Annotated in this window: 20 protein-coding genes and 1 pseudogene; 9 read left to right on the forward strand and 12 right to left on the reverse strand. The window is 63.2% G+C overall.

Translation table 11 applies throughout. The features are described from left to right. Window positions 1–248: 248 nt before the first annotated feature. On the forward strand, window positions 249–2,579 hold the full coding sequence (locus LB569_RS05480; RefSeq protein WP_224691395.1) for an exopolysaccharide transport family protein: 2,331 nt from the start codon (window positions 249–251) through the stop codon (window positions 2,577–2,579). A gap of 26 nt (window positions 2,580–2,605) precedes the next feature. Here the strand turns inward: LB569_RS05480 and LB569_RS05485 are convergent. Both LB569_RS05485 and LB569_RS05490 read right to left on the reverse strand, forming a co-directional pair. Continuing rightward, window positions 2,606–2,767: pseudogene (locus LB569_RS05485) on the reverse strand (GNAT family N-acetyltransferase); the annotation flags it as partial. Between the two features lie 147 nt (window positions 2,768–2,914). Beyond that, window positions 2,915–4,144, reverse strand: coding sequence for a GNAT family N-acetyltransferase (locus tag LB569_RS05490; RefSeq protein WP_224691396.1), 1,230 nt, complete (start codon window positions 4,142–4,144; stop codon window positions 2,915–2,917). 89 nt (window positions 4,145–4,233) lie between these two features. Here LB569_RS05490 and LB569_RS05495 point away from each other — a divergent pair, with 89 nt between their 5' ends. Continuing rightward, window positions 4,234–5,292: a polysaccharide deacetylase family protein gene (locus LB569_RS05495; protein WP_224691397.1), complete on the forward strand. Its 1,059-nt coding sequence runs from the start codon at window positions 4,234–4,236 to the stop codon at window positions 5,290–5,292. 24 nt (window positions 5,293–5,316) lie between these two features. Here the strand turns inward: LB569_RS05495 and LB569_RS05500 are convergent, their stop codons facing one another. Then, window positions 5,317–5,532, reverse strand: coding sequence for a DUF2842 domain-containing protein (locus LB569_RS05500; RefSeq protein WP_224691398.1), 216 nt, complete (start codon window positions 5,530–5,532; stop codon window positions 5,317–5,319). 154 nt (window positions 5,533–5,686) lie between these two features. Here LB569_RS05500 and LB569_RS05505 point away from each other — a divergent pair, with 154 nt between their 5' ends. Beyond that, window positions 5,687–6,778, forward strand: a complete 1,092-nt coding sequence (locus LB569_RS05505) for a COX15/CtaA family protein (RefSeq protein ID WP_224691399.1) — start codon at window positions 5,687–5,689, stop codon at window positions 6,776–6,778. A gap of 10 nt (window positions 6,779–6,788) precedes the next feature. Here LB569_RS05505 and LB569_RS05510 read toward each other — a convergent pair whose 3' ends face one another. The 4 genes from LB569_RS05510 to speB form a co-directional block, all read right to left on the reverse strand. Next, the gene (locus LB569_RS05510) at window positions 6,789–7,133 is read right to left on the reverse strand and encodes a hypothetical protein (protein WP_224691400.1); all 345 of its coding nucleotides are present in this window, start codon (window positions 7,131–7,133) and stop codon (window positions 6,789–6,791) included. An 81-nt stretch (window positions 7,134–7,214) separates the two neighbouring features. Continuing rightward, entirely contained in the window at window positions 7,215–8,054 is an 840-nt protein-coding gene (locus tag LB569_RS05515; RefSeq protein WP_224691514.1) for an aminoglycoside phosphotransferase family protein, read from the reverse strand. Next, window positions 8,054–8,980: an N-acetyl-gamma-glutamyl-phosphate reductase gene (gene argC / locus LB569_RS05520; RefSeq protein ID WP_224691401.1), complete on the reverse strand. Its 927-nt coding sequence runs from the start codon at window positions 8,978–8,980 to the stop codon at window positions 8,054–8,056. Before argC ends, LB569_RS05515 begins: the two co-directional genes overlap by 1 nt. Window positions 8,981–9,010: 30 nt before the next feature. After that, window positions 9,011–10,018 (reverse strand): agmatinase, encoded by a 1,008-nt coding sequence (gene speB, locus LB569_RS05525; protein ID WP_224691402.1) that lies wholly within the window; start codon window positions 10,016–10,018, stop codon window positions 9,011–9,013. A gap of 124 nt (window positions 10,019–10,142) precedes the next feature. On the opposite strand from speB, the gene LB569_RS05530 reads away from it, so the two are divergent. After that, window positions 10,143–11,351 carry an acyltransferase family protein gene (locus LB569_RS05530; protein WP_224691403.1) on the forward strand — a complete coding sequence of 403 codons (1,209 nt, stop codon included), beginning with the start codon at window positions 10,143–10,145 and terminating at the stop codon, window positions 11,349–11,351. Between the two features lie 95 nt (window positions 11,352–11,446). Continuing rightward, entirely contained in the window at window positions 11,447–12,505 is a 1,059-nt protein-coding gene (locus tag LB569_RS05535) for a glycerophosphodiester phosphodiesterase family protein (RefSeq protein WP_224691404.1), read from the forward strand. 168 nt (window positions 12,506–12,673) lie between these two features. Here LB569_RS05535 and rpsI read toward each other — a convergent pair whose 3' ends face one another. From rpsI to LB569_RS05560, 5 genes are all read right to left on the reverse strand, one after another. Then, the gene (gene rpsI, locus LB569_RS05540) at window positions 12,674–13,156 is read right to left on the reverse strand and encodes a 30S ribosomal protein S9 (protein WP_010915637.1); all 483 of its coding nucleotides are present in this window, start codon (window positions 13,154–13,156) and stop codon (window positions 12,674–12,676) included. A 1-nt stretch (window position 13,157) separates the two neighbouring features. Continuing rightward, window positions 13,158–13,622 (reverse strand): 50S ribosomal protein L13, encoded by a 465-nt coding sequence (gene rplM, locus LB569_RS05545; RefSeq protein WP_140706841.1) that lies wholly within the window; start codon window positions 13,620–13,622, stop codon window positions 13,158–13,160. Between the two features lie 272 nt (window positions 13,623–13,894). Then, window positions 13,895–14,293: a type II toxin-antitoxin system HicB family antitoxin gene (locus tag LB569_RS05550; protein WP_224691405.1), complete on the reverse strand. Its 399-nt coding sequence runs from the start codon at window positions 14,291–14,293 to the stop codon at window positions 13,895–13,897. After that, a complete protein-coding gene (locus LB569_RS05555) occupies window positions 14,290–14,502 on the reverse strand; it encodes a type II toxin-antitoxin system HicA family toxin (RefSeq protein ID WP_224691406.1) in 213 nt (70 codons plus the stop codon). Before LB569_RS05555 ends, LB569_RS05550 begins: the two co-directional genes overlap by 4 nt. 48 nt (window positions 14,503–14,550) lie before the next feature. Next, the gene (locus LB569_RS05560; RefSeq protein ID WP_224534303.1) at window positions 14,551–15,000 is read right to left on the reverse strand and encodes a PaaI family thioesterase; all 450 of its coding nucleotides are present in this window, start codon (window positions 14,998–15,000) and stop codon (window positions 14,551–14,553) included. 154 nt (window positions 15,001–15,154) lie between these two features. Between LB569_RS05560 and LB569_RS05565 the strand changes: the two genes are divergently transcribed. Genes LB569_RS05565 through LB569_RS05580 form a run of 4 tightly spaced genes read left to right on the forward strand, consistent with a single transcriptional unit; the run spans window position 15,155 to window position 17,711 of the window. Beyond that, a complete protein-coding gene (locus LB569_RS05565; RefSeq protein ID WP_224691407.1) occupies window positions 15,155–15,979 on the forward strand; it encodes an enoyl-CoA hydratase in 825 nt (274 codons plus the stop codon). 15 nt (window positions 15,980–15,994) lie between these two features. Beyond that, window positions 15,995–16,417, forward strand: a complete 423-nt coding sequence (locus LB569_RS05570; RefSeq protein ID WP_224691408.1) for a VOC family protein — start codon at window positions 15,995–15,997, stop codon at window positions 16,415–16,417. After that, on the forward strand, window positions 16,417–17,193 hold the full coding sequence (locus tag LB569_RS05575) for an AAA family ATPase (protein ID WP_224691409.1): 777 nt from the start codon (window positions 16,417–16,419) through the stop codon (window positions 17,191–17,193). Before LB569_RS05570 ends, LB569_RS05575 begins: the two co-directional genes overlap by 1 nt. Further along, window positions 17,190–17,711 (forward strand): CoA-binding protein, encoded by a 522-nt coding sequence (locus tag LB569_RS05580; protein ID WP_140706829.1) that lies wholly within the window; start codon window positions 17,190–17,192, stop codon window positions 17,709–17,711. The genes LB569_RS05575 and LB569_RS05580 overlap by 4 nt, the downstream gene beginning before the upstream one ends. Window positions 17,712–17,731: the final 20 nt, after the last annotated feature.

Consider the following 17,731-nt stretch of genomic DNA (forward strand, 5'->3'; position numbering starts at 1 on the left):
ATACGTACCTTCGACTGGCCGCCGCGGCGTCGCAGCAGGCATCTGGGATCGGGTCCGTTATCATCCTGTTAGGGTTAATGGCCGGTAAAGGACCCCGGCAATAGCGCTCGCGCAGGCAAGGTTTTACGATTTTATCGATTTTTTTGCTGCCCGCCTGTAAACCCTAATGAAAGCTTACCGTGATCTTAACGGCTGAGTTACCATAGTTGTTTACGGTGCATCCTGACCCAGTTCCGGAGTAGGGATGCATGTCCGTTCAATCCGCGGCCGCAGACGTCGACGTTGATCTCAGGCAGCTCTTCGCCAGCCTTGGCCGGAACTGGCTGCGAATTCTGGTCTTCGTTCTCGTGGTGACGGGGCTTGCCTTCGCTGCGGCGTCGTTCGCGACCCGCCACTACAAGGCCGAGACGCAGGTGGAGATCGCCCCGCGGGAATCGGTCTACACGCGGCCCGCCAGCACCAATCCGGACAGCGACAAGCCGATCCTCGACGAGCAGGGCGTAGCCACCCAGGTCCAGATAATTTCGTCCAACGAGATCCTCAAGCAGGTGGCGCAGAAGCTCGACCTGTCGCGGTTGCACGAATTCGACGAGACAGTTGACATGTCGGCACTGAACCGGCTGTTGGTGCTGGTCGGGTTGAAGAATGATCCGATGGACGTTCCGGTCGAGGAACGCGTGCTTAAGAAGATGCGCGAGAAGCTCAACGTCTTCGGCGTTGAAAAGACCCGCATCATTGCCATCGAGTTCTCTTCAGAGGATCCCAAGCTCGCCGCCGCCATCCCCGATGCCATTGCGGCCGCTTATATTGCAGGCCAAGGCGCGGCCAAGAGCGAATCGAACACCGCCGCCGCGGACTTCCTGGCGCCCGAGATCGCCGACCTGTCCAAGCAGGTCAGGGACGCCGAAGCCAAGGTCGCGGCTTACCGTGCCCAGTCGGACCTCCTGATGGGCGGTAACAATTCCACCCTGGCCACCCAGCAATTGGCCGAGCTGTCGACCGAGTTGTCGCGGGTGCGCGCCAACCGCGCCGCGGCCGAAGGCACGGCCGAAAGCGTGCGCAAGGCGCTGCAGAATGGCGGGTCGCTGGATTCGCTGCCGGAAGTTCTGTCTTCCGACCTGATCCAGCGTTTGCGCGAGCGGCAGGTCGAATTGCGCGCCAACATCGCCGACCTGTCGACGACGCTGCTCGACAATCATCCGCGTATTCGCGCCGCCAAATCGCAGCTGGCTGACCTCGACGCACAGATCCGCAGCGAAGCCCAGAAGATCATGAAGGGCCTGGCGATGCAGGCCGATGCCGCCAAGGCGCGCGAAAGCCAGCTCGTCGCCGACGTCAACACGCTCAAGGCCGCCTCGGCGCAGGCCGGCGAGCAGCAGGTCGGTCTCGACGCGCTGCAGCGCGATGCCGCCGCCAAGCGCCAGCAGCTCGAACTTTACCTGACCAACTATCGCGAGGCGGCGTCGCGTCAGGATCGCAACTATGTTCCGGTCGACGCGCGCATCGCCTCGCCGGCTTCGGTCCCCTCCGAGCCATACTTCCCCAAGATCGGGCCGATCGTCGGCGCCGCCGCCGCGGCTTCCCTGCTGCTGGCGGCGGTGTTCACGCTGCTACGCGAACTCTTCTCGGGTCGCGCCATGCGCCCGGCCAGGGGAGCAAGGTTTGAGCCGATCGACGAGGTGGCGATGCCGCCGGCCGCTTATCAGGAGCCGTCCACCCGCCTGGAGCCGGCAGTCGCCAACGCGTTCGCCAATCGTAGCGCGGGTACATCATGGCCCGAAACGGTCGCGGATACGGAAACAAGGCCGAGGGCGTGGCCCGAGGCCGATGTCGAGCCTGTCGCCGAACCTGAGCCCTTGGCCAAGTCTGAACCCCTCGCCAAGTCTGAACCCCTCGCCAAGTCTGAACCCCTGGCCAAGCCTGATCCCGACATGGCCGAGCCAGAACCCGTCGTGGAGGTTCGGCGGCCGCCCTCCGTGTTGGGCGAGATCGACGTCGACAAGGCCGCCGAGAAGCTGATCGCCAGCGGCGCCGCGCGTGCCATATTCGTTTCCCCCGAGGGCGACGAGGCGGCGGCATCGGCGATCCTGGTGGCGCGCGAGGTTTCCGACGCCGGCCTGCGCGTCCTGCTGCTCGACCTCACCGCCTCGGGTGCGGCCTCGCGGCCGATGCTGGACAGCGGACTTTTCCCCGGCATCACCAATCTCTTGGCGTCGCAGGCGCAGTTCAGCGACGTGATCCATGCCGATCTCTATTCCGACTGCCACGTCATTCCTGTCGGTACCGCCGATCCGGTTCGTGCCATGCGCGCCGCCGATCGGCTGCCGATCATCATGCAGTCGCTGACAACAGCCTATGACCTTGTGGTGGTGGAATGCGGACCGGCCGATGCCCAAGGCATCAGTCGTCTGGGCGATGAGGCCACCGAGGTGTTCCTGTCCATGTTGGAGGCCGACGACGAGGTGACGCAGGCCGCGGTCAAGCTCATCGAGAGCGGCTACCCCGATTTGACGCTGGTAACCCCGCTTGGCCACGAGCCGCCGGGCAACCCGGTGCCGGGTCGTCGCTCCGCGGCTTGAAAGAGCCATTTCCGAGAAGTGCCTGGCTATCCCAGTTCCAGGGTCGTCACGCCGAATATCCTGTCGGCGTCGAGCTGCGGCGGCGGACCCTTGTACATGCGCGTGGTGGTGAAGGTCGCTGAGAAGCCTGCCGCTTCGAGCGTTGCGATGAACTCGGCCCTGGTGGCGGGAACGTCGATGTTCAGGTCGCCTCCTTCGCAGGCGTACGAATAATAAGCTTCGTGGTGATCACGTCGCGGCGGTGTTGGTCGACGGGGATTTCAGCAGGGATGAGAGATCCTGACCAGTGGCTTGCGCTGACGCGGCTATTTCGAGGCCGCGTTGACGCATTTTAGCTAAGCGTCGTCCTCGCCGGCCGTCGGCTGTGCCTGCCCGGCCGCCTTGCGGCGCAGCATCTTGGTCAGCCTCCAGATCATCGGGCTGTTCTTGACGAAAGCCTTCAGCCGCGCGCCCTGGCGAAGCGCCAGTCCCAGCGCCCGGCCCTTGAGCGTCAGCGGCACCAGAACCTCGAAATGCCGGGTTTCGATATCGCACCATAGCCGCTTGTAGGGCTCGTCTCCGACGGAGAAATCATAAACCGCGAAACCGCTCCGGCACGCCTCCTGGATGTTGTCGAAGAACAGGAAATCGCCCGGGCTGGTGTTGGCAAGGTCGTCCTCGGCAATTGCGCCGAACTCGCAGATCAGGCGCCTGCCCGAGCGGCTCGACCCGGTGACGGCGCGCAGTTTGCCGGCGACCTCCAGCCCATGCAGCACGAAGCAAGGTTTGTCCTCGGCAAGCGCTTGCGTGAACAGCCCCCGGAAGAAGGCGCGTGTCCGGTCGTCACCAAAGACGTTGGCAATGCCCATCTTGCGGAAGCGCTGTTCCTTCATCTCGAAAAACGCATCGAGCAGCCTCTCCACCTCGTCGGCGCTGCTCGCCTCGATGCGCCGGTGGCTGCCGACGGCCTCGAACTTGCGCGTCTGCGAACGATGCTTCTTGCGTTTGCGCTTGCCGCTGGCACGCAGCAGCAGCGCATCGAACCCACCGCTGAGGTCGACGGCCAGCGACAGGTTCGGGCTGGCGAAATGATCGAGCGATGCCAGCGGATTGGCGATGCCGTCGAGATCGGGCAGCAATCTTTCCAGCGCGATGAGGTCGATATCGGGCCGGGACCTGGCGATCGCCGTTAGCATCGAGCGGACGGCCGTGATGTCGGGGTTGATCAGCCATTGCGGGTCGGCGGCGCAGAAATTGCCATTGGCGTGGCGGCCGCCCAAGAACTGGGCGACCCGTAGCGGGCCTCGCTTGACCACCTCCAGCGCCAGTGCGAAGGCCGGCTTGCCCTCCAGCTCGAGCGTGGCGATGAGCAGATCGGGCTTGACCTCGGCGGCCCAGTTCAAGACCCATGCCGCACTTTGCGCCGGCGCACAGAGCGCCGAACGACAGAACGCAGCATACGCGGCCAGCCCTTCGGCGGCGGTAACGGAAACCGACAGCCCCGCGGCATCCCCGCGCAGTGCGCGTGACGAGGCCTGGATCGCCGCGAGCCGCTTGCCATCAAGTGATGCGGTTGCGTCAACCATACCTCAATCCTTAAGGCGTATTGATCCCGATTTGGGGGGCGCTCGGGCGTATTCCGTGCTTGGATAGCCTAGGCGCAAAAGGTGAATGAATGATCGACGGTGGGGAGGCAATCCGGAAACTGGCGCTCAACGTCGCCCGCTATACCGGCCTCGCACCGCTGGCCAGGCCCTTCGTCGGCGGCATCGGAGCCATCCTGATGCTGCACCGCGTGACGGCGACACCCGAAAAGCCCGACAGTGTCAACCGACACCTCAACATCGCGCCCAGTTTCCTCGACGCCGTGATCGCCGACATGAAAGCGGGCGGCTATGCCTTCGTTTCGATGGACGAAGCCGTCGAGCGCATCAAGGCGGGCGGCAAGGGCGGCCGGTTCGCCACCATTACCGCCGACGATGCCTATCGCGACAACATGACCGAGGCCCTGCCGGTGCTGGACAAGCATCGCGCGCCGCTCACCATCTATGTCGCGCCCGGGCTGATCGATGGCTCCGCCCACCTTTGGTGGGATGTGGTGGAGGACATCGTCAGTGCCTGCGACCGCCTGACCCTGGCGACATCGAATGGCCCGCTGGTGATCGATTGCGCGACCCCCGCCAGGAAACATCAGGCCATAGCCCGCCTGCATGCCTATTTCACCACCGAGGTTCGCGAGGAGGACCTGCGGACCGTGCTGCATGATCTGGCCGCTTCGAACGGCGTCGACGCGGACGCCCCGCGCCTGCGCACGCTGATGAACTGGGATGAGATCGGCACCGTCGCCGCGCATCCGCTGGTGACGATAGGCGCCCATACGATCAACCACAGCAATCTGAAGCGACTTTCCGAGGCCGATGCGCGGCGCGAGATCGGCGCCGTCAAGGACAAGCTGCTGACCGAGCTTGGCGCGGAGCCACGCCATTTCGCCTATCCCTACGGCTACGCCAGCGCCGTCGGCTGCCGTGAAGTGGGCTTTGCGCGCGACGCCGGCTATGCCTCCGCGGTAACCACCCGCCACGGCGTCCTACGCGCCGAACATGCCGGTTTCCTGCATGCCTTGCCGCGCATTTCGGTCAATGGCCGCTACCAGAGCCTGCACCATATCCGCACCATGCTGTCGGGCGTGACGACGCCGCTCGCCAACGCCGGCAAGATGGTTGTCACGATCTGACGGATTGCCCGGTTCGATCAGGGCTCAGCGCTTGGCCCGTGGCTCCAGCATCAGCCATTTGATGATGCCCATCGCCGGCAGCACCCAGAGCAGGCCGCTGAAGAGGAAGAACAGGAATTGCACCAGCGCGCCCGATTCCGACAGCCGGGCGACCGCGAAGATCGAGGCGACCAGCGCATAGACGATGACCAGCGCCAACAGCAGGAACATTCCGATCAGCTTTTTCAGGCGAATGGGCATGGTAAGGTCTCGTTGATGGCTACCGCTTAGGCCGAACGCGGGGCGCGTGCAACCCACGACATCGGGCGCGACGGCGTGCCGCGCTGCCCGGTCTTGCCAGCAGGGGTGCGATGGTTCACCAATCCGCGACATTTCAACCTGCCGGGAAATATCCATGGCCGCCATCACTGCCGCCGCGCCTTACCAGGCCCGCGACCGCGACCTGCATAACCGGGCACTGGTGCGCGGCTGGCTCTACGTCGTGATCCTGGTGCTCTTCGCGCTGGTGCTGGTCGGCGGCGCCACGCGTTTGACCGAATCCGGCCTGTCGATCACCGAATGGCAGCCGATCCATGGTGTCATCCCGCCGCTCAACGACGCCGAGTGGCAGGAAGAATTCCTGCGCTATCAGCAGATCCCGCAATACACCGAGCTCAACAAGGGCATGAGCGTCGAGGCGTTCAAATCGATCTTCTGGTGGGAATGGGCGCATCGTCTGCTGGCGCGCAGCGTAGGCCTGGTCTTTGCCTTGCCGCTGCTGGTCTTCTGGGCCACGCGCCGCATCGAGCGCGGGCTGGGGCCGAAACTGGTCGGCATTCTGCTTCTCGGCGGCCTGCAGGGGGCGATCGGCTGGTGGATGGTGGCCTCCGGCCTGGTCGACCGCGTGTCGGTAAGCCAGTACAGGCTGGCGACGCATCTGACGCTGGCGGCGCTGATCTTCACCGCGACCATGGTGGTCGCGCGAGGTCTCGCTCCTCACTCCGAACCCGCCGCCGATCGCTCGACGCAACGCCTCGCCGGTTTCATCGTGCTTCTGGCGCTGATCCAGATCTATCTTGGCGGTCTGGTCGCCGGTCTCAACGCCGGCATGAGCTACAACACCTGGCCGCTGATGGACGGCAAGATTATCCCCGGCGATCTGCTGATCCTCGAGCCGGCATGGCGCAATTTCTTCGAGAGCCCGAAGACGGTGCAGTTCATCCACCGGCTTGGTGCGTATACGGTCTTCGCCGTCGCGCTCTGGCATATGATCGCGACGCGCAGGCGGTTGCCCGGCTCGACGCATGCGCGCCGCGCCACACTGTTGTTCGTTCTGGTGCTGGTGCAGGCCTCGATCGGCATCGGTACGCTGCTGATGCAGGTGCCCCTGCATATGGCGCTGACCCATCAGGGTTTTGCGTTGATCGTGCTGGGCTTTGCAGCGGCGCACTGGCGCGGCACCAAGGGCGCCTATCCCTTGTCCAACGGGGTTGCCGTCGGACGTTGAGTCCGGCCGTTCACATCCAGAATTCGTTCGCTTGCCTCGTCGTCCTGTCGCCGTCGAATTCAGCCTGACGCAACGCTGCCGCCGAAGATGCGGACTGAGTCTGATCCGCCTTGGCCGCTTGATCCTGATTTGCCTTGGCGACCTTGTCGGCAGCCTTGAGCGCATCGAGCCTTGCCTGGGCCGTAGCGATATCCTGCTGCACCTGGGCTGCCTGAACCTGATCCTTGATCGCCTTGGCCTGGTCTTCCAGATCCTGAATTTGCTTTTCGAGAGCGGCCTCCTCGGCTGCATTGCTCGAGGAGTTGGACGAGGAGTACTGGGCCGCGGAGGAGGAGCCCGAGATCGCGCTGACCATGACAAATCCTTGGGTAGGAGCCAGGACTAAGGTCTGTAGCCGATCATGGTGAACAAGCGATTACTTCAGCTCTCCGCCCGGTCAGAAGCGCGCGCGCACCGTCCGGATCGCCTTGGCGATCGACAGTTCGCGGTTCTCCTCGACCGCATTGTCGTCCTCATGGTGCCAGGCGGCGGACAGGCAGCCATAGGCGATGGCATGGTCGAGTATCACCGCCGGTGATTGCCCCAGCGTCCGGGCAAAGATCTCGGCCATATCCGCGATCCGTGGGGGATCGAGGCAAAGGGCATCCCGGTCGAGCGGGTTGTAGAACATGTTAGCGGCATCGAAGCCGGGATCGCCAAGCACGCCCTTTGGGTCGATCACCAGCCAGCCGCGCGGGCCGTGCAGGATGTTTTCGTGGTGGAGGTCGCCGTGCAGCGGCCTGATATCGTGCGGGTCGGACAGCAGTCGCTCGGCGATCGTTGCGGCCTCGACATAGAGGCTGTCATCACCGGCAGCGCGATCGGTCGCGGCTTTCTTGAACAGGCTGGCGTACCGCTCCCTGAGCGGCTGAAGCTCGGGCGGGTAGGGGTGATCGGATGGCGAAAGCAGCTTCTCCATAACCTCGGCCGCGATCGCGGTCGCTGCATTGTCGCCCTGTTCATCTAGAACCCGCGTAAGCAGCGTTTCGCCGGCATATTCGAGCAGCATGCTGTGGCCGTCGCGGCCAAGCAGGCGCACCGCGCCTTCGCCGCGCCGCCAGGCGAGATAATGTTCGCCGCGCAACTCGTCGGCAACGTCGTCGAACGGCTTCAGCGCCTTGACGATAGCCGGTGAGCCGTCCTCGCGCCGCACCTTCCAGATGCGGCTCGAAAAGGTTTCGGCAATGAGTTCGGGTTCGCTGACTCGCCAGCGCGCTGGAAACGCCGACGCGTCCATCACAGGCCGAGCATCAGGTCCATGTTCTGGACGGCGGCGCCCGAGGCGCCCTTGCCGAGATTGTCGTAGACCGCCAGCAGCAAGGCCTGGGCTCTGCTGTCGTTGGCAAAGACATAGACCTTCATGCGGTTGGTGCCGTTGTAGATCTCCGGATCGATGTCCGGCACGCGCTCGAGATGCGCATAGGGCGCCACCTCGACCACACCGCCCTTGATCGCGGCGAAGTGGTCCGAAATGGCGGCGTGAAGCTCGGCACCTGTCGGAACGCGGTCGAGGCCACCGAGCTGCAACGGCACCACCGTGATCATGCCTTGCGCGAAATTGCCCACCGCCGGCTGCATGATCGGATCGTGCGACAGCTTCGCATAGGCCTTCAATTCCGGCACGTGCTTGTGCTGCAGGGTCAGGCCATAGGGCAGGAATTCCGAGGCGTCCTCGCCCTTGGCGACATAGTCCTCGATCATCGGCCGTCCGCCGCCCGAATAACCCGTAATGCCATTGACCGCGATCGGAAAATTGGCCGGCAGCAGGCCCGCGGTGACCAGGGGCCTGAGCGTCGCGATCGGCCCCTGCGGCCAGCAGCCGGGATTGGCGACGCGCTTGGCCGTGGCGATCTTCCTCGCCTGCTCCTTGTCCAGCTCGGCGAAGCCATATTCCCAACCTTCGGCGACGCGATGCGCGGTCGACGCATCGATCACCTTGGTGGTGTCGTTGGCGATCAGCGAGACGCTTTCCTTGGCGGCGTCGTCGGGCAGGCACAGGATCGCGATATCGGCGGCGTTGAGGAATTCGGCGCGCGCGGCCGTTTCCTTGCGGCGCTCGACCGGAATGGAAATGATCTCCAGATCGCCGCGCTCGGCAAGCAGCGCCCGGATCTGAAGACCGGTGGTGCCATGCTCGCCGTCGATGAAGATTTTCGGTTTCATTGCCTGATCAAATTCCCTGATATCTCAGAATTATATGCCGTTGCCGTGATTGACCGCGGCACCATTGTGATTGCCGTTGTTCAACTCTTCCTGTCGCGCCTTGCGCTCCGCCAGGAGGCCGAGATACTGCATGGCGACCATCGAGCCGGCGATCGCCGTTATATCGGCGTGATCATAGGCCGGCGCAACCTCCACGACGTCGGCGCCGACAATATCGACCTGGTTGAGCTGACGCAGCGTCGACAGGATCTTCGCCGAGGACGGCCCGCCGGCAACCGGCGTGCCGGTTCCCGGCGCATAGGCCGGATCCAGGCAGTCGATGTCGAAGGTCAGATAGGTCTTCTTGCCGCCGGTGCGGTCGACGATGGCGTAGGCGATGTCGGAAGCCCGCATCTCCTCGATTTCATGGCCGTGCAAGATCTTGATGCCGAACGTGTCGGGGGCATGGGTGCGGATGCCGATCTGGATCGAACGGTCGGGATCGATCATGCCTTCAGCGACCGCGCGGCCGACGAAGGACCCATGGTCGATGCGCTTGCCGTCATCGGGCCATGTATCCTGGTGGGCGTCGAACTGCACCAGGGCGAGCGGCCCGTGGATGGCGGCGTGCGCCTTGAGCAGCGGCCAGGTGACGAAATGGTCGCCGCCGAGCGTCAGCAGGAAGGCGCCCGATTTCAGGATCTTGGCCGCTTCGCGTTCGATCGTGCCTGGCGTCTTCTGATGATTGCCCGAATCGAGCAGGCAATCGCCGTAGTCGACCACGGCGAGGTGCTCGAACAGGTCGCGCGAAAACGGGTATTGCGGGTCGTTGTCGAGGATCGCCGAGGCGCGGCGAATTGCCTGTGGCCCAAAGCGGGCGCCTGGCCGGTTGGTGACGGCGGCGTCGAAGGGAATGCCCCACACCACCGCATCCGCACCCTTCACGTCCTTGGTGTATTTGCGCCGCATGAAAGACAGCGCGCCGGAATAGGTCGGCTCGTACGCGGCGCCCGTTTTGGAACGGGCGGTGAAGGCGTTGTCGATGTTCTTGGTCGCCATTACTGGTCCTCGGTTTTCATCGGGGTGCAACAACTACAGAACCGGCATGGAAGATGCCAGTCACAGCTTGGCGAGACGAAACCGCGCCGCCCGGGTGCCACGGCAAGACAGGATTTGTATCATCATGACGCAGACCGCGTTTCTTAATCCGTCGGACGCCGTGGTGTCGACCCACACCGGGACGATCGCCGGCGATCGCTTCCAGGTGCTCGATTCGTGGCGCGGCATCTGCGCGCTGCTGGTGGCGCTGTTTCATTTCCCGACCGCCTCGGCGATCTCGCAGAGCAGCTTTATCGGTTCGTCCTATCTTTTCGTCGACTTCTTCTTCGTCCTTTCCGGCTTCGTCATCGCCTCCAGCTATGCCAATCGGCTGAGCCGGTCGGGAGAGGTCGCCCGCTTCGCGCTGATCCGTTTCGGCCGCATCTATCCGCTGCATCTGGTCATGCTTGCCGCCTTTGCCGGCTTCGAACTGTTGCGGCTGGTGCTGCCGCAACTGCATGGAACGGGGGCTGCTCCCTTCACCGGCGGCTTCGACATCAAGAGCCTGGCTGCGAATCTCTTCTTGCTGCAAGGCATCGGCTTCGAGGATCGTTTGACGTGGAACGCGCCAAGCTGGAGCATCTCGGCCGAGTTCTTTGCCTATCTCCTGTTTGCCGGCGTGGTCTTCGTCGCCGGCGCGCGCGCCTGGATATGGTTCGTCGCCGCCGCCGTCACGGCGCCGCTGTTCCTGCTCGCCTTCTCCACGCATCATATGGACGTATCCTACGATTTCGGCTTCATCCGCTGCCTCTACGGCTTCTCGCTTGGCGCCCTGCTCGCCTGGTTTCAGCATGATTCCATTGCAGGGGCGCGACAGATCCTGGCCAGAAGCGGCCCACGGATGAACTGGACCCTTGCCGAAATCGTCATGGTGGCCGTCATCGTTCTCTTCGTCTCGCTGGCGGGCGACAACGACGCCGGCATTGCCGCGCCCCTGGTGTTCGCGCTGGCGCTGTTTCTCTTCGCCCATGAAGGCGGCTGGATCAGCGCGTTGCTCAGGACGCCCTTCATGCTGACCCTCGGCGCGCTGTCATATTCGATCTACATGGTCCACATCTTTGTCCAGGCGCGCCTGATCAATGTCGCCGGGCTCGTCGAGCGCAAGCTCGGCCTCGGCTTGATTGGCGACATCGTGCTGCGTGGCGAGTTCGCGACAGGCTTTGGCGCCGGCTGGACGGGAACTGTGGCGATCGTCGTCATGCTCGCCGCCACCATCGCCGCGTCGTGGATCACCTGGCGCCTGGTCGAAATGCCCGCAATGGCCTGGTTCCGTCGGCTGTCGAAGCGCATCTGACCCGGCATGGCCGACCAACCGCTAGCCGGCTTCGTTCACCTGGATGTCACTGAGGTCGCCTATCCCCGGCTCGATCCGGCAAGGAGCGATTCTCGATGCGGACGATCTGTCTGAGCCTTCTGCTTTCCACCACGCTGGCGGCCGCCTCCGGTCAGGCCCTGGCTGCCGAAACCCGCGCCAGGCAGATACTCGACCGCTTCGAACATGCCAACCAGTGGCGCGACCATGTCATGGTCGCCGCGCATAGGGCCGGCAGCATGCAGGCCGGCAAGACGCTCTATGCGGAAAATTCACTTGCCGCCGTCGAAGGCTCGATAGCGATCGGCGCTGAAATCGTCGAGGTCGACATCAGGCGCTCGAAGGACGGCGAGCTGATTGTCATGCATGACAGCTGGCTTGATCGGACGACGACCTGCAAGGGCGAAGTCATCAACTACACTCTCGCCGAATTGAAGAGATGCCGGCTGGTGATCGAGGGCACCCATGCCGTCACCAACGAGACCGTCTCGACGTTGCGCGAAATGCTGATGGCGACCAGGGACAGGATTCTCATCAATCTCGACAACAAGCTCGAAGTGGGCGATCTCCCGGGCATGATCGCGGTGGCACGCGATCTCGGCATGGCCGACCAGGTCATCGTCAAGGAAAACTTGTGGAACCAGACCAGGATCACCACGGTGAAATCAGCCATGGCTGCCATTGGCGGCGGTGTCCAGTTCATGCCCATCCTCGCCGATGATGCCGTGCATGATGCCGGTTTCGCCGAGACGGTGGACCATGCTTTCGCGCCGCGCGCGATCGAGCTGATCAACTGGCGGGCTGGCGCCGAGACGCTGACCCAGACCGGCGGGCCGCTGTTCAGCACCCGCATGCGCGCCGAGGCGGTGAGGGGCGACTGGCATATCTGGGCCGACACCTATGCCATCGTCAACAAGCCGGGCGGCTTCCTCGCCGGCGGCCGTGGCGACGAACTGGCGGTCCAGGCAAGCCTGCCGCGCGAAGCCTGGGGCTTCTGGGCCGATCGCGGCGCCACCATCATCCAGACCGACGAGCCGAAGGCGGCGATCACCTGGCTGGCCGCGAATGGCTATCGCGTGCCTTACGCGGTATCGGGCGAGCGCATCGAAGCCGCCAACACCGCCAGCATCAATTGATCTCCTGCATCTAATGCTGTCACCCGGAAGTGACCTCGGTTCCGGGACAACGACATGCATATTGTCAGAAGCTTGCGGTAGGTCGGGCGCATCCGGTTCGCCGCGACAGGCTGTAAAGCAAAAAGGCCGCCCGGAGGCGGCCTTTTCGATATGGACAGATCGAAACGCTTAGCGCTTCGAGAACTGGAAGGAGCGACGGGCCTTGGCCTTGCCGTACTTCTTGCGCTCGACGACGCGGCTGTCGCGGGTCAGGAAGCCACCCTTCTTAAGCACGGCGCGCAGCGCCGGCTCGTAGTAGGTCAGCGCCTTGGAGATGCCGTGACGCACCGCGCCGGCCTGGCCGGAGAGGCCGCCGCCGACGACGGTGGCGACGATGTCGTACTGGCCCGAACGGTTCGAGGCGATGATCGGCTGGTTGAGGATCATCTGCAGGACCGGACGCGCGAAATAGGTCGCGAATTCCTTGTCGTTGACGACGATCTTGCCGGAACCCGGCTTCACCCAGACGCGCGCAATGGCGTTCTTGCGCTTGCCGGTGGCATAGGCGCGGCCCGACTTGTCGAGCTTCTGGACGTGGACGGGGGCCGCGGCCTGCGTGTTGGTGTTGCCGGTAGCGGCGCCCAGTTCTGCGAGCGAGGAAAGCTCAGCCATCTTATGCGACCTTCTTGTTCTTGGAATTCAGCTTGGCCACGTCGAGAGTCTCGGGCTGCTGGGCGACATGCGGATGCTCCGCGCCTGCATAGACGCGCAGGTTCTTCATCTGGCGACGGCCGAGCGGGCCACGCGGGACCATGCGCTCAACGGCCTTTTCGACGACACGCTCGGGGAAACGGCCCTCGAGCAGCTGGCGCGCGGTGCGCTCCTTGATGCCGCCGGGGTGGCCGGTATGCCAGTAATAGACCTTGTCGGTGAACTTCTTGCCGGTGAACACCACCTTGTCGGCATTGATGACGATGACGTTGTCGCCGTCGTCGACATGCGGGGTGAAGGTCGGCTTGTGCTTGCCGCGAAGATGGTTGGCGATGACAGTGGCCAGACGACCGACGACGAGACCTTCGGCGTCGATCAGGATCCACTTCTTCACCACATCCGCAGGCTTCTGCGAAAAGGTTGTCATGTTTTCTGCTCTCGGTTTGGACCTTCCCCAATCCACAAATGGTAAGGAAGGCGTTTCTTGTTGCTTGGATTGGTGACAAGGCACGTGCCCCGCCGCCAATAACAAAACGGCGGCCTTTGCGGGCCGCTGCTTCGTGAGGGCTTATAGGCGAGGGGGAACTGCACGTCAAGCAGATCAAAAAGCTCTACGGCGAAGAAATAATAGCAAAAACAACGACCTAGTTAAAAGGTATTATTTTACCACACGTGCCTAGTTGCCGCGTCGCGGCAAATTCAGTGTTTTGCCTCGATCTCCTTGCGAGCCGCACTGGAAAGGAATGCCGATCGGGTGATCCCGCGTTGGCGCGCGGCGGCGTCAATGGCCCGTAAAACGCCACGCTCGAACGTCACGTTGGCTCTAACGACCGCACTGTCATTGTCGATAAGGGGAACGGAAATCAGGTAGCCGCCCTCGGCTAGAGCATCACGTATATCGGGGAGGGCGACAATCTCTTCGTGGTGTGATGGTTCCGGGACTGGCATATCCTCGGCCCACAATTGCAAAGCCTCAACCGCTTTGGGCACGATATCTTCGGCAGCGTCCGCGGCTGAAAAACAGCCGGGAATGTCCGGAAAGCGAATGCCGAAGGCGCTGTCGGGTTCCTTTTCGACCAAAGCGAAATAGCTCTTCATCGTGGGTTTCCAGTGCAAGGCGGGTTATCTGATCCAGCCAGCTTGGCGATTGCGCGGGCAGTGCCGGTTGGCAGGTCCTTTTCGGGATGTGGGACAATCAGCACGATCTCGCCCTTCCGGAGTTTGTGGTGTGAGCCCCGTATCGAAATCAGCTCAAATCCATCCTCCTTGAGGCGCTTCAATATCTTACGGCTGTCACGCTCAAGCAAAAGTCACCTATGCGCATATATATACACATCATGTAGCAGATTCAACCATTACGACCGCTTCGGCGGGATCGAATAGGTGCCCGTGGCATGCGCGATCGTGTGTCCATCCGGGCCGGCGACGATGTCGATGTCGAATACCATCAGGCTCTTGCCGAGCTTCAGGATGCGGCAGTGGCCGTCGATCGGGCCGGCCTCGGCCTTGCGCACGAAGTTGATGTTGAGATTGGTGGTGACCGAGAGCGCGTCCGGCCCGGCATGGCTGAGCACGCAGACATAACCGCCAATGTCGGCCAGCGTGAACAAGGCAGGGCCGGACACCGTGCCGCCGGGGCGCAGATGTCGTTCCCCGGCGTTGAGCCGGACAATGCAGCCACCGGGAAAGACCTCGATCGCTTCGTAGGCGGCGGAATTCTCATTGAGTTGAGGAAAGACGCTTTCCATCAACACGTTGATCTGCGCTGCGGTCAGCACCGGCTCGAGGTTGGTCTGGGCGGGCATGTCGGTCTCTCGTTCTGTGTCATGCCTGTATGGGCGCGGCCGGGCGTTTCTGGCAACATGTACATCGTCCTGGCGCAAGCGATGGTGTTGGACGAAACCCGATCCGTCATTAGATACTGTGCCAGCCCGACCGGAATCGCGGAGACCTTTAGCCATGGCCGAAATCCTTGCCATCAAGCCTGCCGCCGCCGACGAGGGCCCGGTCACGACAAGGCTGGACAAGGGCGTGCTGCGCCTGACGCTTACCAATCCCCCCGCCAACGCGCTGTCGCTCGCCGTGATGGCAGCGCTGACGGCGGAACTCGACCGCGCCAAGGCCGACAGGGCCGTCCGCGTCATCGTGCTGTCGGCGGCCGGCAAGGTGTTCTGCGCCGGCCACGACCTCAAGGAGATGACCGCGCGCCGTGCCGATGCCGATCGCGGCAAGGCCTTCTTCGAAGAGACGTTTGCCGCCTGCGCCGCGCTGATGCAGGCGATTGTGCGCCATCCCTTGCCTGTCATCGCCGAGGTCGACGGCCTGGCGACAGCCGCCGGCCTGCAGCTGGTAGCCAGCAGCGACCTGGCGATCGCCTCGCATGAAGCGACCTTCTGCACGCCGGGCGTCAACATCGGCCTGTTCTGCTCGACACCGATGGTGGCGCTGTCGCGCAACGTCTCGCGCAAACAGGCGATGGAGATGCTTCTGACCGGCGAGACGATCGATGCCGCCACCGCCAAGGAGTTCGGCCTGATCAACCGCGTCGTGCCACGCGAATACCTGAATCAGATCGTCACCAAATACGCGCAAACCATTGCTTCCAAATCGTCCTTGGTGGTCAAGACGGGTAAGGAAGCCTTCTATGCTCAGGCCGAGATGGGCTTGGCGGACGCCTATGCCTATACCGGCCGCGTCATGGTCGAGAACATGCTGGCGCGGGACGCGGAAGAAGGCATCGGCGCCTTCATCGGCAAGCGCAAGCCGGAATGGACGGACGAGTAGCTGGGGAGTTTGGTCATGGAACCGCGCATTTCCATCATCACCATCGCCACTGACGATCTGGATCGCGCCGTACGTTTCTACGAGGCGATGGGCCTTACCCGCCATGCCGGCATCACCGACGGTGTCGCCTTCTTCCAGATGGGCGGCGCTATCCTCGGTCTGTTTCCGCGCGAAAGCGCCGAGGAGGATGCGGGGCTCGCTTTCGCCAAGGCGCCTTCCGCCGTCTATCTCGCCTACAACACTCGCTCCGACGCCGAAGTCGACGAAGTGCTCGCCATGGCCGCAAAGGCCGGCGGCAGGATCGTAAAGCCGGCGGGCCGCGCCTTCTGGGGCGGCTGGTACGGCTATTTCGCCGATGCCGACGGACATATCTGGGAAGTGGCGCACAATCCAGCCTTTCCGATCGCCGAAGACGGCACGATCTCGCTGCCCGTTTGATGGCCTACCGCAAGCAACTGACACGGCTCAAGGCACCGTATCTCAAGCGCATCCTTCTCGATCCCGAGCGTGTGGCCGATTGGGAAAAATATCCCTGGAACCTGCCGCTGTTCCGCGGCCACGCATTCGAGCTCGAATTCACGGCGCCGATCACCATCATCGTCGGCGAAAACGGCACCGGCAAATCCACGCTGCTCGAGGCGATCGGCGCACTTGCCGGCTACGATGAGGCCGGTGGCGGCAAAGGCTATCGCCCGGTCGACCATTCCGGCGCCATCGACAAGAGTGGTGCGGCCCTGGCCGATACATTCCGAGCCCACTGGCTGCCAAAAGTCACCGCGGGCTGGTTCTTCCGCGCCGAATCCTTCTACTCGGTGGCCCGCTACCTCGACCAGGCGGCGTTGGATTCTGGCGGTGCGCCGCCGGATTTCCTGTCCTGGTCGCATGGTGAAGGCTTCATCCGCTTTTTCGAGGAGCGCTGCCGCCGGCAAGGCATCTATATTCTCGATGAGCCAGAGAGCGCGCTGTCGCCTTCGCGTCAGATCGAACTGCTCAAGATGCTGCGGCGCATGAACCAGTCGGGCACGGCGCAAGTGATCATGGCCACCCATTCGCCGTTACTGATGGCCTGTCCGGGCGCGCGGCTGTTTCGCATCAGCCGCTTCGGGCTCGAGCCCTCCGACTTTCGTGACACGGACCACTTCCGCATGCTGCGTGATTTCACCAATGACCCGGATGGTTTTCTCGCTGAGGCGTTGTATGAGGACGAGCCATGAACCACGATAGCTACGACAACGCCTATATCGGCGGCATCCTCAATTCGGTGAAGACCATCGCCATGGTCGGGGCGTCGGCCAATGATGTCAGGCCGAGCTATTTCGTGCTGAAATACCTGCTGGCCAAGGGGTTTTCGGTGTTCCCGATCAATCCCGGCCAGGCCGGCAAGGAAATACTCGGCCGGATGACCTATGCTCGTCTGGCAGACATTCCCGAACCCATCGACATGGTCGACATTTTCCGCAATGCCGCGGCGGTTCCCGGCATTGTCGACGAGGTCTTGCAACTCGATCCCTTGCCGAAAGTCATCTGGATGCAGCTTGGCGTGCGTCATGACGAGGCGGCCGCGCGCGCCGAGGCGGCCGGCATCAAGGTGGTGATGAATCGCTGCCCCAAGATCGAATATGGCAAGCTCTCCGGCGAGATCGGCTGGACCGGCGTCAACTCCGGCGTGCTGTCGTCGAAGAAGCCGCTGATGCGCCAGGGTTTTCAGAGTTTTGGCGTGCGTCAGAAATAGGCATTACGCAGAGGCGCAAA

Origin of the sequence: Mesorhizobium sp. BH1-1-4 (assembly GCF_020165665.1) — a bacterium.
In the GTDB taxonomy this organism is placed as follows: Bacteria; Pseudomonadota; Alphaproteobacteria; order Rhizobiales; family Rhizobiaceae; genus Mesorhizobium.